The organism is Pseudomonas sp. RG1, from assembly GCF_025910115.1.
Classification (GTDB): domain Bacteria; phylum Pseudomonadota; class Gammaproteobacteria; order Pseudomonadales; family Pseudomonadaceae; genus Aquipseudomonas; species Aquipseudomonas atacamensis.
The window spans coordinates 1-18,025 of record NZ_JAPCIK010000022.1 but is presented as its reverse complement, the minus strand read 5'-3'; the positions used below and the strand labels follow the sequence as shown (position 1 = coordinate 18,025).

11 protein-coding genes are annotated in these 18,025 nt (G+C 63.6%); 7 read left to right on the top strand and 4 right to left on the bottom strand.

The genetic code is table 11. The annotated features are described in order from the left end of the window. Positions 1 to 232 precede the first annotated feature (232 nt). Positions 233 to 1,771, top strand: a complete 1,539-nt coding sequence (locus OK411_RS14540) for a cryptochrome/photolyase family protein (RefSeq protein WP_264365215.1) — start codon at positions 233 to 235, stop codon at positions 1,769 to 1,771. A 6-nt stretch (positions 1,772 to 1,777) separates the two neighbouring features. On the opposite strand, the gene OK411_RS14535 is transcribed toward OK411_RS14540, so the two are convergent. The 3 genes from OK411_RS14535 to OK411_RS14525 all read right to left on the bottom strand — a co-directional run bounded on the left by OK411_RS14535 (position 1,778) and on the right by OK411_RS14525 (position 5,619). Then, positions 1,778 to 3,280, bottom strand: coding sequence for a sensor domain-containing diguanylate cyclase (locus tag OK411_RS14535; RefSeq protein WP_264365214.1), 1,503 nt, complete (start codon positions 3,278 to 3,280; stop codon positions 1,778 to 1,780). A gap of 130 nt (positions 3,281 to 3,410) precedes the next feature. Continuing rightward, entirely contained in the window at positions 3,411 to 4,325 is a 915-nt protein-coding gene (locus OK411_RS14530; RefSeq protein ID WP_264365213.1) for a LysR family transcriptional regulator, read from the bottom strand. Positions 4,326 to 4,419: 94 nt separating this feature from the next. Beyond that, complete coding sequence (locus OK411_RS14525; RefSeq protein ID WP_264365212.1) at positions 4,420 to 5,619, bottom strand: MFS transporter; 1,200 nt, start codon at positions 5,617 to 5,619, stop codon at positions 4,420 to 4,422. 87 nt (positions 5,620 to 5,706) lie between these two features. Here OK411_RS14525 and OK411_RS14520 point away from each other — a divergent pair, with 87 nt between their 5' ends. The 5 genes from OK411_RS14520 to OK411_RS14500 all read left to right on the top strand — a co-directional run bounded on the left by OK411_RS14520 (position 5,707) and on the right by OK411_RS14500 (position 11,735). Further along, a complete protein-coding gene (locus OK411_RS14520) occupies positions 5,707 to 7,185 on the top strand; it encodes a c-type cytochrome (protein ID WP_413694513.1) in 1,479 nt (492 codons plus the stop codon). Continuing rightward, positions 7,182 to 7,655, top strand: coding sequence for a (2Fe-2S)-binding protein (locus OK411_RS14515; RefSeq protein ID WP_264365211.1), 474 nt, complete (start codon positions 7,182 to 7,184; stop codon positions 7,653 to 7,655). Before OK411_RS14520 ends, OK411_RS14515 begins: the two co-directional genes overlap by 4 nt. Next, complete coding sequence (locus OK411_RS14510) at positions 7,652 to 9,886, top strand: xanthine dehydrogenase family protein molybdopterin-binding subunit (RefSeq protein WP_264365210.1); 2,235 nt, start codon at positions 7,652 to 7,654, stop codon at positions 9,884 to 9,886. Before OK411_RS14515 ends, OK411_RS14510 begins: the two co-directional genes overlap by 4 nt. A gap of 171 nt (positions 9,887 to 10,057) precedes the next feature. Continuing rightward, positions 10,058 to 11,170 (top strand): alkene reductase, encoded by a 1,113-nt coding sequence (locus OK411_RS14505; RefSeq protein WP_264365209.1) that lies wholly within the window; start codon positions 10,058 to 10,060, stop codon positions 11,168 to 11,170. An 88-nt stretch (positions 11,171 to 11,258) separates the two neighbouring features. Then, complete coding sequence (locus tag OK411_RS14500; protein WP_136493298.1) at positions 11,259 to 11,735, top strand: helix-turn-helix domain-containing protein; 477 nt, start codon at positions 11,259 to 11,261, stop codon at positions 11,733 to 11,735. Positions 11,736 to 11,977: 242 nt separating this feature from the next. Here the strand turns inward: OK411_RS14500 and OK411_RS14495 are convergent, their stop codons facing one another. Then, a complete protein-coding gene (locus OK411_RS14495) occupies positions 11,978 to 17,176 on the bottom strand; it encodes an AAA family ATPase (RefSeq protein ID WP_413694514.1) in 5,199 nt (1,732 codons plus the stop codon). 313 nt (positions 17,177 to 17,489) lie between these two features. On the opposite strand from OK411_RS14495, the gene OK411_RS14490 reads away from it, so the two are divergent. Beyond that, the coding region (locus OK411_RS14490; protein WP_264365207.1) for a winged helix-turn-helix domain-containing protein at positions 17,490 to 18,025 on the top strand (536 nt) is incomplete at its 3' end.

The window sequence follows — 18,025 nt, the reverse complement described above, 5'->3', positions numbered from 1 at the left end:
GCCCCCCCCCCCCCCCCCCCCCCCCCCCCCCCCCCCCCCCCCCCCCCCCCCCCCCCCCCCCCCCCCCCCCCCCCCCCCCCGCCCCCCCCCCCCCCCCGCCCCCCCCCCCCCCCCCCCCCCCCCCCCCCCCCCCCCCCCCCCCACTACAGGATGTCAGTGGCCGCTAAAACCTATACATAACAAACAATCTGTATAACTATTGGAGTTCGAATCGCTAACCGGACTTCGCTCCATGCCCCCTGCCCACCGCTTGCTCCTGATCCTCGGCGACCAGCTGTCTTTCGACCTGGCCTCCCTGCAGCCACTCGATCCCCAGCACGACCTGCTGCTGATGGTCGAGGTCATGGAGGAAGCGACCCACGTCGCTCATCATCCGCAAAAAATCGCCCTGATCTTCAGCGCCATGCGCCACTTTGCCGAGGCGTTGCGCGATAAAGGCTACCGGGTCCAATACGTCCGCCTCGACGACCCGGATAACAGCGGCTCCATCCCCGGCGAATTGCAGCGCTGGCAAACCCTCACCGGCGCCGAACAGATTCATATCACCGAATGCGGCGACTGGCGTCTTGAGCAGTCAATCAAAGATTCGGGCTTGCCCGTGCATTGGCACTCAGACCGCCGTTTCCTCTGCTCCCGCGAAGAGTTCTCCAATTGGGCCAGCGGCAAGAAGCAGCTGCGCATGGAGTTTTTCTACCGCGAGATGCGGCGCAAGAGTCGGCTGCTGCTCAATGGCGACGGCACGCCGGTCGGCGGTGCGTGGAATTTCGATGCGGAGAATCGCAAGGCCCTGCCCAAACACGCCAAACCGCCCTACCCGGCACGTTTCGCCAATGATGCAATCACCCAAGAGGTGCTGGCGTTGGTCGGCGAGCGCTTCGCCAGCCATTACGGCACGCTGGACGACTTCAATTACCCGGTGACCCACGCCGACGCCCAAGCCTTGTGGCAATACTTTCTCGACTATGCGCTGGCCGGCTTCGGTGACTACCAGGACGCCATGGCCAGCGACGAGCCGTTCCTGTTTCACGCGCGGATCAGTGCCGCGCTGAACATCGGCCTGCTCGATCTGCGTCAGCTGTGCAGCGATGTCGAGGCGGCGTACTGGTCAGGGAGCATCGGCCTCAACGCTGCCGAAGGCTTCATTCGGCAGCTGATCGGCTGGCGTGAATACGTGCGCGGCGTGTACTGGCTGAAGATGCCGGATTACGCCGAGGGCAACGTGTTTGGCAACTCGCGTCCGTTGCCAGAGTTCTACTGGACCGGGCAGACACAGATGAACTGCATGCGCCAGGCCATCGGCCAAAGCCTGCAACATGCCTACGCGCACCACATCCAGCGGCTGATGGTCACCGGCAACTTTGCCTTGCTCGCCGGGATTGCGCCGAAGGAAATCTGTGAGTGGTATCTGGCGATCTACATGGACGCCTTCGACTGGGTGGAACTGCCCAATACCCTTGGCATGGTCATGCACGCCGACGGCGGTTATCTCGGCTCCAAGCCTTACTGCGCCAGCGGCCAGTACATCAATCGGATGTCGGATTACTGCGGCGACTGCGCCTACAAGGTCAAGGAAAGCAGCGCGGACGATGCCTGCCCGTTCAATGCGCTGTACTGGCACTTCCTCATGCGCCACGGCGATATCCTGCGCGGCAATCAGCGCATGGGCATGATGTACAAGAACCTCGACCGCATGCCGCTGGCCAAGCAGGATGCACTGTGGCAACGCGGACAAATGCTGTTGGCGAAACTGGATAACGGCGAAGCTTTCTAGTGCGCCTCAGGCCTGCCCGGCCATCCCGTTGCGCCCCGCCGCTTTGGCGCGGTACAGCGCCTGATCGGCGGTCTTGATCAACGCCGGCAGCGAATCCAGCTGAGCGCCCGTCCCCACCGCCATGCCGATACTCACCGTAATCCGAGCAAACGGACTGCCCGGGTGGGCGATGTTCGCCTGCTGCAAACGCTCGAGCATCAGTTGCGCCACCACGGTCGCACCGGCGCTGTCGGTGGCCGGCATGATCACCGCCATTTCCTCGCCACCGTAGCGCGCGACCAGATCCGAGGGGCGTCGCACGCAGCCTTCAAGAATTTTGCTGACAGCTTGCAGGCAGGCATCGCCGGCGACGTGGCCCAAGGCATCGTTGAACAATTTGAAGTGGTCGATATCGATCATCAGCAACGCCAGCGAGGTCCCGTCACGCTGCGCGCGCCGCGCTTCCACCGTCAGCGTTTCATCGAAGCAGCGGCGGTTGGCCAGGCCGGTCAGTGCATCCTTCAGCGCCAGCAATTCCAGCTGCCGATTGGACGCAAGCAACTGCTGTTGGGCATCGCGCAACGCCTCTTCAGCCTCAGTGCGGCGGCGGATATCGAGAATCAGGAACCAGCCGATCAATCCGGTCAGTCCCAGTAGCCCGATCACTACCACCGCCGACAGCGCTGCTTCGATACGCCACGCCGCCAGCGCCTCATCCTTGCCCAGGGCCACGGTGGTGATCAGCGGCAGGCTTTCGCTTTTACGGAATGCGTACAGCCGCTCGACGCCGTCGAGGCTGGAGGTGTAGGAGGCAGTGCCGACCGAACGGTCGACGAGGTATTTGGCGTAGATCGGCGAACTGGAGAAGTTGCGCCCCATGTCCTGCTCGCGGAACGGATAGCGCACCAGCAGCGTGCCATCGGTGTACGACAGGCCGATCGCGCCGTCCTGGCCAACGTCGAGTTTGCCGAACACGCGCAGGAAGTTTTCCACCCCCAGCGTCACCGCTACCACGCCAGCGAACTGCCCGCCGTCGTCGTTGAAGCGCCGACTGATAGTCACCACCCATTCGTGATTGGCACGGCTCTGGATCGGCGGGCCAATGAACGGCTCGCGGCTCGGGCTGTCACGGTGGTGAATGAAATAGGCGCGGTCGCTGCTGTTGGCGCCCTCCGGAATCGGCCGGTTGGAGGACATCAGCCAATGCCCGTTCCGGTCATAGATGATGATGCCGCTGAGCTGGGGCATCAACGCCTGCTGGCGGTCGATCAGGCTCTGGATGCGCTGAATCTGCGCCGGGCCGTTGCCCTCGGTTTCCAGACGTTCCACCAGCCCGAGCAAGAGCAGCGAGCTTTGCCGGACGATGCCTTCGGTGTAGGTGTTGAGCGCCTGGGTCAGGTTCAGGCCATGCACGTCGACTTCCGCCAGCGCACGCTCGCGCGAAGACCAGACTTTCCAGATCGTCAGCGAAGTCAGGGAACAGCCGATCACCAGCAGCAGGAGCATTACAAGGCGAGTATCACGCTTCACGTCAGTACCTTAAGGAAGTCCGGTATCCATTCCAGCCATCATTCGAACGTCGGCACTCACGGCGGCCACGTGTTCCGGGGCGCAAGCATACAAGCAGTGTGCAGCGGCTGCAGCAACAGAGTGTGCAGTGCTAAGCAGCGGTTGCGGCGGGTTTGAGGATTTCCACGAGAAAATCGATGAACACGTTGATCCGGCTCGATCCACGGTGGTTGGGCAGGTACAACGCGTTGATGCAACTGCTGGCGCTGCCGGGGTTGACCTCGTAGTGTTCAAGCAAGCGCGTCAGGCGTCCGGCGGCGACGTCATCGCGCACCAGCCAGTCGGCCAGCAGCGCCACACCGCCACCGCCAATTGCCGCTTCGCGCAGGATGTCGGCATTGTTGCTTTGCAGGCGACCCTGGACGTTGAGCTGAATCGGCTCTTCGTCGCCCTGAAAGGTCCAGTGGTGATGGCTACCGCCGTAGTCGAAGCGCAGGCATTGGTGCTCTAGCAGATCCCGCGGATGCTCGAGCACAGCGCTGCGCGCCAGATAATCCGGGCTGGCGACAATCCAACGCTGAAAGTGGCCGACGCGTTTGCTGACGATGTCTTCGCTGACCACCGTCGAGCCGAGCCGCACTGAAACGTCGATCTGCTCGCTGAGCAAATCGCTGACCTGATCGCTCAGCGACAGACTGATCTCCAGCCCGGGATGGCGTTCAAGCAAGCGGCTCAGGTGCGGCGCAATAAGTCGCCGGCCAAACTCCACCGGCACACTGATGCGCAAGCGGCCCTGGGCATCACTGCCACGATCGGCGACCACCGCATCGGCTTCGTCGATGGCATCGAGAATCGCCACGGCCTTCTCGAAATAGGTCTGGCCGGCGACGGTCACGCTGGTATTGCGCGTGGTGCGATTGAGCAGGCTGGCGCCCAACTCGTTTTCCAGGCCCGCCACTTGCCGTGTCACCGAAGACGTCGAAATCCCAAGCTTGCGCGCCGCCGAGGAATAGCCCCCGCAGCGCACGGTTTCAACAAACATCTTCAATGCCAGCAACTTGTCCATAAGCGGGGTCCGGTGGTGAGGGAACGCCGCTGATTGTGCATCAGCGCTCGCCACACGTCTTGTATCGTCGTGCTTGCCGGGCCTCATCGCGACCTCAGCCATCAGCCTTGCGGCTCAGGAACAGCGCCAGCGCCAACGCCGGCAACACCGCTACGGCGACGGCCGAAAGGTTCCAGCCGAAGTGTTCGTACAGCGGGCTGGCGACCAGTGAGCCGAGGGCGCCGCCGACGAAGATGCTGGTCATGTACACCGCATTCAGACGGGCGCGGCTGTGCGGGTCGAGGGCGTAGACCTCGCGCTGGCCGAGGACCATGTTCAGTTGCACGGCAAAATCCAGCAGCACCGCACACACCACCAGCCATACATAGCCACTGCCCGGCAACGCGGCGATCAACAGCGACAGCGGCGCCAGCAGTAACGCCACCAAGGTACCGCGACGACCGTGCCCGGCATCGGCCAGACGCCCGGCAATCGGCGCGGCAATTGCACCCACCGCACCGACCAGCGCAAAGATCGCCACCTGCGCCTGGCTGAAGCGGTGATGACGCATCAGCTCAATCGGCGCGAGGGTCCAGAACAGGCTGAAACTGGCGAACAGCAAACCCTGATACAGCGAACGCTGGCGCAACACAGAAAAGCGCCGGGCCAGGGCAAACACCGAACCGATCAACGCGACATAAGTGGCTTTGTGCGTCGGTACCCGGCGCGGCAGTGCCACAGCGGTAATCAGCGCGATCACCGCCATCAGTGCCGCCGCGCTGTAAAACACCCCGCGCCAGCCGAACACTTCAACCAACAGACTCGACAGCGGCCGCGACAGCAGAATCCCCAACAACAGGCCGCTCATGATGTTGCCGACCACGCGCCCCCGGCTGGCTTCCGGCGCCAGATGCGCGGCCAGTGGCACGAGAATCTGCACCGCCACCGAGGTCAGGCCGATCAGCAAAGAGAGCAGCAGGAACAGCGACGGCGAATGAGTCAGGCCAGCACACACCAGCGTGACACTGGCAGCGAGGGTGAAGCCGACCACCAGACGGCGGTTTTCCATCAGGTCGGCCAGCGGCACCAGCAGCAACAAGCCCAGCGCGTAACCGAACTGCGTCAGCGACACGATCAGGCTGGCATTGGCGCTGGACAGGCCGATCTGCGGCGCGATCAGCTCGACGATGGGTTGTGCGTAATACAGGTTGGCGACGACCGCGCCGCAGCAGAAGGCCAGAAACGCGACCATCAGGCCGGAGAGTGAAGCAGGCTGTTCGGCCGGGGCCGCAACGGCAGGGTTGCCCGTAAGCATGGTGACACCTCGTTGAGTTCGGGAAAGTTGTGCCAAGGCTACGGTCAGCCGGCGGCCGCGAGAATCCGTGCCACTGGCAACGCACTGATGCGCCGTGCGCAACGTTGCTTGTGGCGCAACGCGCTGTTGCGCGGGCCGGTGATTCTCCGCCGCAAGGGTCTTCTCTACGCTTTGGCCGTGGCGCTGACGTCCGCATCGGCGCCCTTCCCCGGCTGCTACAAGGAGCGTTTCCATGACCCGCACTGCACTCGTCCTGCCACTGTCCGCCGCGTTTTTCTGCCGACCATGAACAGCCATTTGCTCAAATCCAGAACCCTGTGGATCAGCGTCGGCGTGCTCGCGGTGATCGGCCTGATCGTCGCCGTCGCGCTGATGTGGCGCCCGGCGATCGCACCAATCAAACGGCCGACGTCATTCGATACTGCGCAGTTGCAACGCGGCGCACGGGTGGTCGAGGCCGGCGACTGCGCGGTGTGTCACACCCGCCCCGGCGGCGAATACCTGGCCGGCGGGCTGCCGCTGGTGACGCCGTTCGGCACGCTGTACAGCACCAACATCACCCCGGATGCGCAGACCGGCATCGGCGAATGGTCACTGCCGGCCTTCGAGCGGGCGATGCGTGAAGGCATTGCCCGCGACGGCCACTTTCTCTACCCGGCCTTTCCCTACGTGCACTACCGGCGCATGAGCTCCGAAGACATCGCCGACGCCTATGCCTACTTGATGAGCGGCCCCGCCGTACACGCCCCTGCGCGGCAGAACCAGATGAACTTCCCGATGAACATCCGCCCGCTGGTGTCGTTCTGGAATCTGCTGTTTCTGCATGGCGAGCCGCTCACGCCGCAGGCCGAACACAGCGCGGCATGGAATCGCGGACGCTATCTGGTCGACGGCCCGGGCCACTGCGCCGGCTGCCATTCGCCGCTGAACCTGATTGGCGCGGAGAAATCCTCGCAATATCTGCAGGGCGGCAGCGTCGATGGCTGGGAAGCGCCGGCCCTGGTCGGCCTTGGGCAGCGCGCCAATCCGTGGAATCGCGAGCAATTGGTCGGCTATCTGCGCGCCGATGTCGTCGATGGCCACGGCACACCCGCCGGCCCGATGCGCCCGGTCAGCCTGAGTCTGGCGCGCTTGCCGGCCAGCGAAGCCGAGGCGATTGCCGACTACCTGCTGAGCCTGCAAAGCCCGCAAGCGGTGAGCGAAACCACCGCGAAAAAGCAGCCGAGCAGTCAAGCGGATCACACAACCGGCGCCCTGCTCTTCAGCAGCGCCTGCGCCGGATGTCACGCACCCGCCGCGCCGATGCGTGAAATCGACGGCCGCCCAGGCCTGCAAGGCACTTCGGCGCTGCAAGCGGCCAGCCCGCGCAACTTTCTCAAGACCGTGCTCGAAGGCGTGCCCGCCATTTCCGGCGCCCCCGGCCCGGTGATGCCGCCATTCGCCGCCAGCCTCGACAACGCCCAGCTCGGCGCCCTCGCCGCGTATCTGCGCGAGCAAGCCCGCCCCGAGCAGCCATGGGCCGACCTCTCTTCCACTATTGAAGCGTTACGTCAGGAGACGAAATGAGCCAGATCACTCTCACCGTCAATGGAGCCGCCCAAGCGCTGGAGCTGGAGCCGGACATGCCGCTGCTGTATGCGCTGCGCAACCACTTGAACCTCAACGGCGCCAAGTACGGCTGCGGCCTGGGCCAGTGCGGCGCGTGCACGGTGATCGTCGACGACCAACCGGTGTTCGCCTGCCTCACGCCGTGCGCAGGCCTTGAAGGGAAAAAAATCCGCACCGTGGAAAGCCTCGGCAGCGCAGACAAACCCGGCCCGTTGCAAGCGGCATTCATCGACAAGCAGGCCGCGCAATGCGGTTACTGCATCGCCGGCATGCTGATGCGCGCGCAAACGTTGCTCGAACGCGATCCGCACCCGGACGAACAAACCATCCGCGAACACATGGCCGGCAATCTGTGCCGTTGCGGCACGCACTTGCGCATTATCGAGGCGATCAAACAGGTGGCTGGGCACAACGGGAGCCTGACATGAGCGAAGCAAACGGCTTGAACCCCAGCCGCCGGGCCTTCCTGCGTGGCGGCGCGTTGCTCATGGCTTTTACGCTGATGCCGGTAGCGCGGCGTGTCTTGGCCGACACCGAAGTCGACACCCTCGGCACCGTAGTGCTGGCCCCCGATCTGCCCGGCAGCCTGCGCACCAACCCTTACCTGGACGCGTGGATTCGCATCGGCGCCGACGGCATCACCGTGTACACCGGCAAGGTCGAACTGGGCACCGGGGTGAAAACCGCGTTGCTGCAAATTGCTGCCGAGCGATTGCAGGTGCCGGCCAGCGCGATCAACTTGCTCACCGCCGACACCGCGCTGACGCCCAACGAAGGCTACACCGCCGGCAGCCATAGCATCTTCGACAGCGGCACCGCGCTGTACAACGCCGCCGCGCAAGTGCGGGAAATGCTCGTCGATGCCGCCGCGCGCAGTTGGCAAGTCGATGCTGCGCAACTGAGCACTCGCGATGGCATCATCGAAGGGCCGAATGGTCAGCGCATGGCATATGCCGACGCGGTCAAGCATGTCGATGTGCACCAGTACGCCAAGGCGCAATCACCGGCGATGGCGGCGGCCGACTTCAAACTGATCGGCCACAACCTGCCGCGCCTGGACATTCCGGCCAAGGTCAGCGGCGGCGCGGCATTCGTCCAGGACATGCGCCTGCCGGGCATGCTGCATGCGCGGGTGATTCGCCCGCCGCGTCCCGGCTGCACGCTTCAGGCGTTCGATGCCGCGTCCATCGATACGTTGAGCGGCGTGGTCAAAGTGATTCGCGACGGCAACTATCTGGCCGTGGTCGCCCGTGATGAGTGGCAAGCGATCAAGGCCATGCGCAGCGGCATTGAAAGTGCCAAGTGGAGTGGTGGCGAGGCGATTCCCGAAGCCGCCGGGATTCACGATTTGCTCAAGCAATTGCCCTCCAAGCGCTATCCGATCAGCAACAACGGCAATGCCGGCGGCGCGACCGAAACGCGCTTCAAGGCGCGGGTGACCAAGCAGTACTTGATGCACGGTTCGATCGGCCCGTCCTGTGCGGTGGCCTGGTTCAACGACGGCGTGCTCACGGTGTGGACCCACACCCAGGGCGTCTATCCGCTGCGCGCAGGTATCGCCGAAATGCTGCGTCTGCCGCCGGAACGCGTGCGCTGCATTCACACCGAAGGCTCGGGTTGCTACGGCCACAACGGCGCCGATGATGCCGCCGCCGATGCCGCGCTGATCGCCATGCGCCTGCCGGGCACGCCGGTAAGGGTGCAATGGATGCGCGAGCAGGAAAATCTCTGGGAGCCGTACAGTTCGGCGATGGTCACCGAAATCGATGCCGGCCTCAGTCAGGGCCGTTTGCAGGACTGGAACTACGAGCTGTGGACCACGCCGCACAACGAACGCATCGTCAACGCTGGTCGCCTGCTGCCGGCACGCCTGTTGGCGAAACCCTTCACCTCGGCGCCCTCGGTGCCGATCGCCCAACCCGAAGGTGATGGCGATCGCAACGCGGTGCCGCTGTACGAGCTGGGCGCGACGCGGATCAACATGAATTTCGTCACCACCATGCCGTTCCGCACTTCGGCCATGCGCTCGCTGGGTGCGCACATCAACATCTTCGCCATCGAGGCAGGTATTGATGAGTTGGCGATCAAGGCCGGGCTCGATCCGCTGGCGTTGCGCCTGGCGCATCTGAGCGACCCACGTGCCCGGGCTGTGATTGAGCGCGTGCGTGACGAAATCGGCTGGCCCCACAAGAGCAGCGAGCCCGGCGCGGGGATCGGTTTTGCCTTCGCCCGCTACAAGAACATCATGGGTTACTGCGCCCTCGCGGTGAAGCTGCGGGTGCATCCGCAGACTGGTGAGATCCGTGTCGATCATGTGGTGACGGCGGTCGACGTCGGCCAGATCGTCAGCCCCGATGGCCTGCGCAATCAGGTCGAGGGCGGCATCGTCCAGTCGGCCAGCTGGACGCTCTACGAAAAAGTCGCCTACGACGCCGGCGGCATTCGCAGCTATGACTGGAGCGGTTATCCAATTCTGCGTTTCACGCAATTGCCGAAAAAAGTCGACGTGCACCTGCTCGATCAACCGGGCGAACCCTTCCTCGGTGCTGCCGAAATCGTCCAAGGGCCAATGGCTGCTGCGCTCGGCAACGCGGTCAGCAATGCCACTGGCCGGCGCTGGTTGAATCTGCCGCTGACTCGCTCGACCCAACCCGCCTGAACCACGCCCGCGCTCGTCATGGATGAGCGCGGGTGCCGTTGCGTTGCGCGCAAAGCTGCGTAGCGCCGGCCACGGATTATCAGCCCCGCCACCCCCGGTTAAGTTACCTGCACACCGCGCGGCACCTGGCTGCCGCACTTGAACCCTACTCATCGACATCCGGAGCTACCCATGACCCGTCGCCTGTTTCAACCCATCGCACTCGGCCCTTACACCCTTGCTCATCGCGTGGCGATGGCGCCCCTGACCCGCTCGCGCGCTGGCCAGCCGGGCGACGTGCCGACCGCAATGAACGCCGAGTACTACCGCCAACGCGCCAGTGCCGCGCTGATCATCACCGAGGCCACGCAGATTTCTCAGCAAGGCCAGGGCTATGCGTGGACGCCGGGGATCTACACCGATGCGCAAGTGCAGGCCTGGCGCGAAGTCAGCACCGCGGTGCACGAGGCCGACGGTCTGATCTTCATGCAGCTGTGGCACGTCGGCCGGGTCTCGCATCCCAGCTTCCAGCCGGACGCCGGTTTGCCGGTGGCGCCGAGCGCCCTGCCTGTGCCGGGCAAGACCTTTATCGTCGATGAACAAGGCAACGGCGTGTGGGGCGATGTGCCGGTGCCGCGCGCCCTCGAAACAGCGGAAATCGCCGACATCGTCGAAGACTACCGCCGCGCTGCGCGCAACGCGTTGAACGCTGGCATGGACGGCGTGGAGATCCATGCCGGCAACGGTTATCTGCTCGATCAGTTCCTCAACAGCAACAGCAACCAGCGTGATGACGCCTATGGCGGCAGTGTGGAAAACCGTGCGCGGTTTCTGCTCGAAGTGGTCGCCGCCGTCGCTGATGAAGTCGGCGCCGAGCGCGTCGGCGTGCGTCTGACGCCAATGGGCCGCTTCATGGGCATGGGCGATGACACGCCTGAAGCGACCTTCGGTTATCTGGTCGCGGCGCTCAACCAGTGGAATCTGGCCTACCTGCACCTGGTCGAGCCGGCCATGGTCGGCACGGTCAAGGACGAAAACTTCGACCCGCGCTGGGACGCGATCATTGCCCAGCTGCGCCAGACCTGGAACGGCGTGCTGATCCTCGCTGGCGGTTACGACGCCGAGTCCGCCGAACAGGCGCTGAACGCCGATCGCGCCGACATCATTGCCTTTGGCCGGCCATTTTTGGCCAACCCGGATCTGCCGCGTCGGCTGCACGATGGCCTTGAGCTGAACACACCGGATCCGAGCAGTTTTTTCGGCGGTGATCAGCGTGGTTACGTCGATTATCCGTTTCATGCCTGAGGCTTGGGCTTCATAACTTTTAAGGTTTGTTTAAGGACTTTAAATAAAGCCTGCGGCCAGACTTTGCCCATCGATCAGGAGAGCCGCCATGAACCCGCAATCGGTGAAGTCAGACCCTTCCTGCCACCTGGCGCGCCCACTGGGCGCACTGTCCGGCTGGCAGGAACGCCGCGCCAAGGCCTACATGCTGCACGATCTGAGCCGCAGCCTGCGCGTCAGCGAGATTGCCGAACATTGCAATCTTTCACGCAGCCACTTTTCCCGGGCGTTCAAGATCGTCACCGGCTGCTCACCTCAGGAATGGATGCTGAAGATGAAGATCGACAAAGCCAAAGGGCTGTTGCTGACCTCGATGGCGATTACCGAGATTGTTTATGAATGCGGATTTTCCGATCACTCGCACTTCACCCGCACCTTCGGGCGCATGGTGGGAATGCCGCCGAAGGTCTGGCGCCAACTGATGTGCGGAGCGCGGGTGGCACCGGTGGATGCGGATGTCTGGCGGCTCAGCGATGGGTTGCTGAATTCGACGATGGCCCAGCGGTTGACGGAACTGCGGCCCTGAGTGGGACTTCAAAGGGTTTTGTTCACTCCTCCCTTTTGGCCGCGATTTTTCGCGGCTTTTTTTTAACGGCGCACCGCCGTTCGGCATTGGAGTGGCGGTGAATTCACCCCTCACCCCAGCCCTCTCCCCGAGGAGAGGGAGCCGATTTGTGTGCTTTTCCAATCCTGAGTTCAACTCGGACTTTCACGTCGGCGTATCTCCCCCAAACACCCCGGTCAGTCCCCTCTCCCTCCGGGAGAGGGTTAGGGTGAGGGGCTTTTGATCCTCGCGTCCGGCGCAAGCGGCAGTCTGAAGCAGATCCGCGCGCCCTCTTCGCTGTCTTCCACGCGCAACGTCCCGCCATGGGCGCCTATCACCGTTCGGCAAATCGCCAGGCCCATGCCCATGCCGCTGCCCTTGGTGGTGAAGAACGCATCGAAAATTTCTTCATGCTGATGCTCGGCGATCCCCGGCCCGTTGTCTTGAAAAGCCACGCAGACCTGCCCATCGGACAGCGTCGACTCAATCACCAGGCGCCCGTCAGTCACGCCCTGCCCACCCATTGCTTCCAGCGCGTTGACGATCAGGTTGTAGATCACCTGCTGGATCTGCACCCGATCCCCCAGTACCGGGTCAGCAGCGTTGAGTTGCGTGTGCAAGCTCACCCCGCGATTGTGCACATCGCTGGCCGTCAGTTGCACGACCTCACCGATCAACGCGTCAATCGACACCGGCAATCGTTGCAACGGCGCCTGCCTGGCCAATGCGCGCAAGGCCTGGACGATCTCGGTGGCACGGGCGCTGTCGGAGCGGATGTCTTCGAGTCCCTGAATAGCCTCGTCGAGATCAGGCGTGTCGCGCTTGAGCCAGCGCAGACTGGCCGAGGCGTTCGATGAAATGCCCAGCAGCGGCTGGCTGATTTCGTGGGCGATCGAGGCCGACAGTTCGCCCATCATTTTCAGGTGCGAGTTGCGCGCCAGTTCCGCCCGCGAGCTGCGCAAGTCGGCTTCCATCTGCGCGCGCAAGCGGTTGTCTTCGACCAGTTGCGCGTAGAGCCGCGCGGTCTGCAGCGACACCGCTGCCTGCGAGGCGAGAATTTCCAGCATGGTCAGGCGTTCGGCGCTGAACAGCTTCGGTACCAGGCTGTTTTCCAGATACACCAGACCGATCAGCGCGCCTTGCTTGAGCAACGGCAGGCACATCAGCGAGCGCGTCTGCCGTTGCTGCAGATCAGCGCTGTAGGCTTGCGGGCAGTCGGCGCGGGCATCGTCAAGCACCAGCGGCGTGCGCGTGCGCATGGTCGAATTGAGCACTGAAACCGGCGCGATCTGCTCTAGCGAGCGATCGTCGTCCTGACAGACCCGCACGTTGCCCGCCTCGACATGCGCGGCAGCGGCCAATTGCAACTCACCCTCGGCGACCAACAGCAGCGCGCCGCGGTCGGCACCGGCCTGAATCATCAAGTGATTCATCAAGGTCTCCACCAGCCGATCGAGCAACACCTCTTGCGAGACCGCGCGTGCCGCTTCAATGCCGACTTCCAGATCAAGGCGCACCCGCGTCACCGGCGTTCCCGCTTGAAGGGTATGCTCGTGGGCGAGAAACGGATGCTGCGCTTCGAGCTGGCGCGCCTTGGCTTCAGCGCCCCACAGCACATAGCAGTCGCGCGCAACACGCAGGTGATGATGCGTGCCGGAGACCAGGCCGTTGGCCAGGCAGACCTCGGCCAGTTGTTCATGTGCCAGTGCTTGCTCATGGATAAACCCGGCAGCGGCCGCCGCGATTTGCGCTTGGTCGAAGCAGCGAATGGCGGCCAGCCCTTCGCCGCGCACGCGGGCCATCGCGCCTTCGATCAGCAGCAGTTTGTTGCTGAAGGTCGAAGGATTGAGCTGGACCCATGGCAGAAAACGCTGCCGTTGCTGCTCCAGTTTCTGCAGTTTTTCGGCAACAGAGCCCGGCGCCTCGGGACTGGCCAGTGCCAAGCTGTAGAACAGGTAGTAATGCGCCAGATCAATGTGCGCCGGCAGCGACCAGGTTAACGCCTCGGCGTCTTCGAAACGGCGCAACGCGTAACGCACTTCACCGAAATAGAACGCCGACATGCCCGAATACAACCACATCCACAACAGCGTCGGCTGTGAAACGCGGTCGCGATGCAGCGGGCCGAAGCGGTCATGTTCCAAAGCCTCCAGCATTGCGATCGAACGAGGCTCAGGCCCATTGCGCAAGTCGCTGGCAAACGCCTGTTGCGCCAGCAGAATGCGCTCGATGTCGATGTAGTGAAACTGCCGCACCCAACTCAGGCCGACGTCCAGCTCGTTCAACACGTTTGGCAGCGGCTCGCCCATGAACAGCAGATCGGAGCCGATGTGGTTGCAGGCGTAACACGACATGCCCAGATCGCCGCCGGCCTGACCGCACTCAAACGCGGCGAAAGCCTTCTGCCGCGCGTAGGCCATCGGCCGGGTCCACGCGCTGACTTGATCCAGCGCCACCAGCGTGCCGGTGCGCCCCGCCTCATAGCCGTGCAGATCAGTCAGTTCCAGCGCCAGTTCGGCGAAAGCAACACCGTCCAGATATTCGCCATAACGGTCGGCGATCATCACGCCGTACCAGGCAAAACCGTAGCCGCTGCTCGGCGTGGTGCCATGGAGCAAAGTCAGTTCAACCATCTTCGCCAGGTGCAGGAAAGCGATATCGTCCTGCACGAAGAACGAGGCGATCAGCGTGCTCAGCAGTTCCATGGCCACTTCGATTCGCGGCTCGTTGGCTTTGGGCAACGCCGTCAATTCAGCGATCCGTCGCGCACCGACCAATTGCCGAACCCGCTCGAACGCTTCGCCCAGTTGCGCCTTCGAGGGTTGTCGCTGCAGGTCGATATCGAGCAACGCAAGACCGGCCAGCGCTTCGCCGATCGCGCCGTGGTAATCGGAATGCAAGGTGCGCAGGCTGGCGCGCAGGCGGTAGGTTTTCGCCCGGTCCAGCACGGTGGCAGCGTGTTCCAGGCAGTCGTCGAGACGCTGTTGCGCGCCGGGCAGATCCGCCAGCAACATCGCGCAGTCGGCTGCCAGCCAGCGCGCCGCGAAGGCTTGCGGGTAGAGCTGTGTCCAGCCGTTGTCGCCAAGTAACACCTCGGCGCTGCGCAGATAATCCACGGCCTGCTCGACAGCGGCGCTATCGCGGGCGCGCTCGGCAGCTTCGAGCAGTAACTGGATGAACTCAGCGCGTCGAGGCGCTTGCAGCGCATTGCCGACACTGCGCTGAATCTGACTGGCGATGTCGAAGACACGCGCCTGCCGCTGCTCGCCGCATTGATCGAGCATGGCGGCCGCGATGCGCGCATGCTCAGCCGAACGCCCGGCCGGTGCGGTCAGCGCAGCAGCGGCTTCCAACACCCGATCGTGGGGAAACACCAGTTGGCCCGGCTCGCGCAGAAGAAATCCGGCGCTGACCAAATAATCCACGTCCCGCAGCAATTGCGCCGGATCGTCCCCCAGCAAATCGCCCAACAGCGTCTCGTCACAGCGGCCACCGACGTAACCCGCGGTGCGCAACACTTCACGGGCACTGGCCGGCAGACGCTGCAAGCGTTGCACCATCAATTCGGCCACGTTGTCGGCGTAGCGATAGCCGTTCACTTCGGCCTGATTCCACACCCAGCGCCGCGTCGTCGCGTCGAAACGCAGCAGACGCTCGTCCACCAGAGCGCGCGCGACCTGGCTGACGAACAACGGATTGCCGGCGGTTTTGAAGTGCACGACGCGGGCCAGCGCCTCGAGGTTGTCGACGTCAGCATCGAGTTCGACCGCCATCAGTTGCGCAACGGCCTGCTCCGACAGCGGCCCTAGTCGAAGGTCACTGACTGGCAGCGCGGGTGCTCTGCGCATCTCATCGAGCCAGCCGCCCGGATGCTCCGTCAACTCGCCCTCGCGATACGCCAGAACAAGCAGCAAATGCCGCGTCGGTCGGGCGATAAAGGCTTTGAGAAACGCCTGCGTCGAGTCGTCAGCCCACTGCAAGTCGTCGATAAACAGCAGCAGCGGATGCCCCGGTTGCGCAAAGACTTCGAGCACATCGAGCAGCGCCCGATTGACTCGATCCAGGGCGTGGCGCGCCGGCATGTTCGGCAGTTCGGCGGTGGCGCCAATCAGCAGTTCGGCTTCCGGCGCCAGGTCCAGCAGCAAGCGGCCACGGCCCTTGAGGGTTTCGCGCAGTTGCTCGGCCAAGGCCTGCAAGGCCAGCGTGGGCTTGGTCAACACTTGGCTGATCAGAGACTGAAAAATCTGCGCCAGCGGCGCGAAGGGGCGGTCATTGTTCAGCAGTTCGATCTTGCCGCTGGCCCAATAACCGGGTGCCTGGCTACGCAGGACTTGCTGGATCAGCGTCGACTTCCCCGCCCCCGGTGCGCCGGCAACCAGCAGCACCCGAGCGATGCCGTCGCTACGCACGCGCCGGATCTGTTCAAGCAGCTGCTGACGTTCGTCATCACGACCAAACAGCACATCGCCGCGCGTGGCCGTTGCGCGAGCATCGAAAGCACCGAGGCGGAACGCTTCGATCTGGCCTTTTTTCTGCCATTGGCGCAGGCACCAGGTCAGATCGGCGGCCAGCGATTCGATGCTTTGATAGCGCGCGTCCGGCTCCTTGGCCAGGCCTTTGAGCAGCACATGGCAAATGCCTTGCGGCAGGTCGGGTTGGTATTGCGCTGGCGACAAAGGCTGGACGGCGGCGTGCACATGCAACCATTGCGAGGCGTCGCGAGCGATCAGCGGCGGGCACCCGGTCAGCGCCTCGTAGATGATTGCCGACAGCGCATAGACGTCGCTGCGCTCATCGGAATCGACGTTGTCGCGCTGCAGCTGTTCCGGCGCCAGATAAGGCCAGTGTTCCAGGCTCGGCAGTTCGGTCGCCGGCGTTTCCTGCGCGTGGGTGTGAAAGCCCATCAGCCTGACGCTGTCGTCAGCATCGACCAGCAGATGCCAAGGCAATAAAGAACACTGTGGGAGCGAGCCTGCTCGCGAAAGCGGTGGGTCAGTCAAGGGTGATGTCGGCTGGAATGACGCTTTCGCGAGCAGGCTCGCTCCCACAGGGTTTTGCGGTGTTTCCGGATGGCGAGAGTGGACCAGCGCATTGGCAGCCGCAACGGCGATATTCAGCACTCGCCCGAGTGGTAAGCCGGCGGCGTCGAACAGGCCAGCCAGCGGCGCGCCCCATTGCGGATAGATCAGCACCGGCCCGTCCGCCGAACGAAGCAGCGCGAGCGGGTTGATCACCCACTGCGAAGGCAGTTGCAAATGAAAGTCGCGCTCCAGCCGCTGGCACAGCGCCGGGCGCTGAATCGGCGCACGCACAGCGAACCAGCTCTGGCCCGAGTGGCTGTCTTCGAGGCTGAACCAGGTCAGTTCATGGTCACGGCGCAGCAGACTGAACCGACAGTTCTCCAGCCATGCTTCATCGAGCATCGGCGCATCGGCCGCGCGGGAAATTGCAGATGAAGATGGCTGGCCGGGCATACGCATTCACCGCTGGAAATGGGATTCAGGCTGGTGGCGAAGTATACCCAGCGTTTTTTTGCCAGAGGGCCAGCCGCTGCGCTGATGTCCGTCCGCAGCCTCAAGATGGCCGTCCAGAGCCTTGCGCGGCTGTTTCTTGCGCTATACAAGCGCACGTCTTATCCCTCGGGATAATTGCTTTATGCCAGGCCGTCCCCTAGCGTACGAACCTGATAACCCGGCGCCCGCGCCCTGTCCTTCTCACCGCAACGCAGAGGCCCGCATGATCCGACTCGGCCAAGCCACGATTTCTTTGGAACGGCGCGAAGCCTTTCTCGATGGCCGGCCCTTGCGCATGGGCGGGCGGGCGTTCGAAATACTTTCGGTACTGATGCAGGCCGATGGGCGCATCGTCAGCAAGGACGAGCTGATCAATCAGGTGTGGCCGGACATCGTCGTCGAAGAGAACAATCTGCAAGTGCAGATTTCCTCGCTGCGCAAACTGCTCGGGGAAAAAGAAATCATCCAGACGGTTGCCCGTCGAGGTTACCGATTATTGAAAGACCGCGAACCCAAACTGCCCGTGTTCAACGCCCTGGCCTCGGCGCCGATGGTGGCGCAGCCGCCGTTGGTCGATACGCAATCGGTGCCGGTGTTCATCGTTGACGATGAGGCCTGCGTGCGCAGCGCATTGAGCCGCTTGTTGCGCGCCGAAGACATCGAACACCGGATTTTCCAGTCCGCCGAAGAACTGCTCGAGGCCGACATCGCCAATGGCCCGGCGTGCCTGCTGCTCGACGTCAGCCTGCCCGAAACCAC